The 3102-nt window shown below is 51.1% G+C and carries 1 rRNA gene; it reads right to left on the bottom strand.

What is annotated here, in order from left to right:
- Nucleotides 1-21: 21 nt before the first annotated feature.
- Nucleotides 22-2915, bottom strand: a 23S ribosomal RNA gene (locus ACW9IR_RS29070).
- Nucleotides 2916-3102: the final 187 nt, after the last annotated feature.

The raw sequence follows: 3102 nt of genomic DNA, 5'->3' as shown, positions 1-3102 counted from the left end.
CGCAAATTGCTTGGGTGTTATATGGTCAAGCCTCACGGGCAATTAGTATTGGTTAGCTCAACGCCTCACAGCGCTTACACACCCAACCTATCAACGTCGTAGTCTTCGACGGCCCTTCAGGGAACTCAAGGTTCCAGTGAGATCTCATCTTGAGGCAAGTTTCCCGCTTAGATGCTTTCAGCGGTTATCTTTCCCGAACATAGCTACCCGGCAATGCCACTGGCGTGACAACCGGAACACCAGAGGTTCGTCCACTCCGGTCCTCTCGTACTAGGAGCAGCCCCTCTCAAATCTCAAACGTCCACGGCAGATAGGGACCGAACTGTCTCACGACGTTCTAAACCCAGCTCGCGTACCACTTTAAATGGCGAACAGCCATACCCTTGGGACCGGCTTCAGCCCCAGGATGTGATGAGCCGACATCGAGGTGCCAAACACCGCCGTCGATATGAACTCTTGGGCGGTATCAGCCTGTTATCCCCGGAGTACCTTTTATCCGTTGAGCGATGGCCCTTCCATACAGAACCACCGGATCACTAAGACCTACTTTCGTACCTGCTCGACGTGTCTGTCTCGCAGTCAAGCGCGCTTTTGCCTTTATACTCTACGACCGATTTCCGACCGGTCTGAGCGCACCTTCGTACTCCTCCGTTACTCTTTAGGAGGAGACCGCCCCAGTCAAACTACCCACCATACACTGTCCTCGATCCGGATAACGGACCTGAGTTAGAACCTCAAAGTTGCCAGGGTGGTATTTCAAGGATGGCTCCACGCGAACTGGCGTCCACGCTTCAAAGCCTCCCACCTATCCTACACAAGCAAATTCAAAGTCCAGTGCAAAGCTATAGTAAAGGTTCACGGGGTCTTTCCGTCTAGCCGCGGATACACTGCATCTTCACAGCGATTTCAATTTCACTGAGTCTCGGGTGGAGACAGCGCCGCCATCGTTACGCCATTCGTGCAGGTCGGAACTTACCCGACAAGGAATTTCGCTACCTTAGGACCGTTATAGTTACGGCCGCCGTTTACCGGGGCTTCGATCAAGAGCTTCGCGTTAGCTAACCCCATCAATTAACCTTCCGGCACCGGGCAGGCGTCACACCCTATACGTCCACTTTCGTGTTTGCAGAGTGCTGTGTTTTTAATAAACAGTCGCAGCGGCCTGGTATCTTCGACCGGCATGAGCTTACGGAGCAAGTCCTTCACCCTCACCGGCGCACCTTCTCCCGAAGTTACGGTGCCATTTTGCCTAGTTCCTTCACCCGAGTTCTCTCAAGCGCCTTGGTATTCTCTACCCAACCACCTGTGTCGGTTTGGGGTACGGTTCCTGGTTACCTGAAGCTTAGAAGCTTTTCTTGGAAGCATGGCATCAACCACTTCGTCACCCAAAGGGTAACTCGTCATCAGCTCTCGGCCTTAAGATCCCGGATTTACCTAAGATCTCAGCCTACCACCTTAAACTTGGACAACCAACGCCAAGCTGGCCTAGCCTTCTCCGTCCCTCCATCGCAATAACCAGAAGTACAGGAATATTAACCTGTTTTCCATCGACTACGCTTTTCAGCCTCGCCTTAGGGACCGACTAACCCTGCGTCGATTAACGTTGCGCAGGAAACCTTGGTCTTTCGGCGTGGGTGTTTTTCACACCCATTGTCGTTACTCATGTCAGCATTCGCACTTCTGATACCTCCAGCAAGCTTCTCAACTCACCTTCACAGGCTTACAGAACGCTCCTCTACCGCATCACCCGAAGGTGATACCCGTAGCTTCGGTGTATGGTTTGAGCCCCGTTACATCTTCCGCGCAGGCCGACTCGACTAGTGAGCTATTACGCTTTCTTTAAAGGGTGGCTGCTTCTAAGCCAACCTCCTAGCTGTCTAAGCCTTCCCACATCGTTTCCCACTTAACCATAACTTTGGGACCTTAGCTGACGGTCTGGGTTGTTTCCCTTTTCACGACGGACGTTAGCACCCGCCGTGTGTCTCCCATGCTCGGCACTTGTAGGTATTCGGAGTTTGCATCGGTTTGGTAAGTCGGGATGACCCCCTAGCCGAAACAGTGCTCTACCCCCTACAGTGATACATGAGGCGCTACCTAAATAGCTTTCGAGGAGAACCAGCTATCTCCGAGCTTGATTAGCCTTTCACTCCGATCCACAGGTCATCCGCTAACTTTTCAACGGTAGTCGGTTCGGTCCTCCAGTTAGTGTTACCCAACCTTCAACCTGCCCATGGATAGATCGCCCGGTTTCGGGTCTATTCCCAGCGACTAGACGCCCTATTAAGACTCGCTTTCGCTACGCCTCCCCTATTCGGTTAAGCTCGCCACTGAAAATAAGTCGCTGACCCATTATACAAAAGGTACGCAGTCACAGAACAAAGTCTGCTCCCACTGCTTGTACGCATACGGTTTCAGGATCTATTTCACTCCCCTCTCCGGGGTTCTTTTCGCCTTTCCCTCACGGTACTAGTTCACTATCGGTCAGTCAGTAGTATTTAGCCTTGGAGGATGGTCCCCCCATATTCAGACAAAGTTTCTCGTGCTCCGTCCTACTCGATTTCATGACCAAGAGATTTTCGCGTACAGGGCTATCACCCACTATGGCCGCACTTTCCAGAGCGTTCCGCTAATCTCAAAGCCACTTAAGGGCTAGTCCCCGTTCGCTCGCCACTACTAAGGGAATCTCGGTTGATTTCTTTTCCTCAGGGTACTTAGATGTTTCAGTTCCCCTGGTTCGCCTCTTGCACCTATGTATTCAGTACAAGATAACCATCTTATGATGGCTGGGTTCCCCCATTCAGACATCTCCGGATCAAAGTCTGTTTGCCGACTCCCCGAAGCTTTTCGCAGGCTACCACGTCTTTCATCGCCTCTGACTGCCAAGGCATCCACCGTATGCGCTTCTTCACTTGACCATATAACCCCAAGCAATCTGGTTATACTGTGAAGACGACATTCGCCGAAAATTCGAATTTCTCAACTAAGAGAACTCACAAATTTTACCTTAGCCTGATCCGTTACCAGTGAAAGTAACGTTCAGTCTATCTTTCTATCACATACCCAAATTTTTAAAGAACGAACTAGTCAAAGACTAGAAATCAA

Source organism: Pseudomonas sp. SDT291_1_S447 (assembly GCF_054070155.1).
This window is presented reverse-complemented; position numbering and strand designations above follow the sequence as displayed.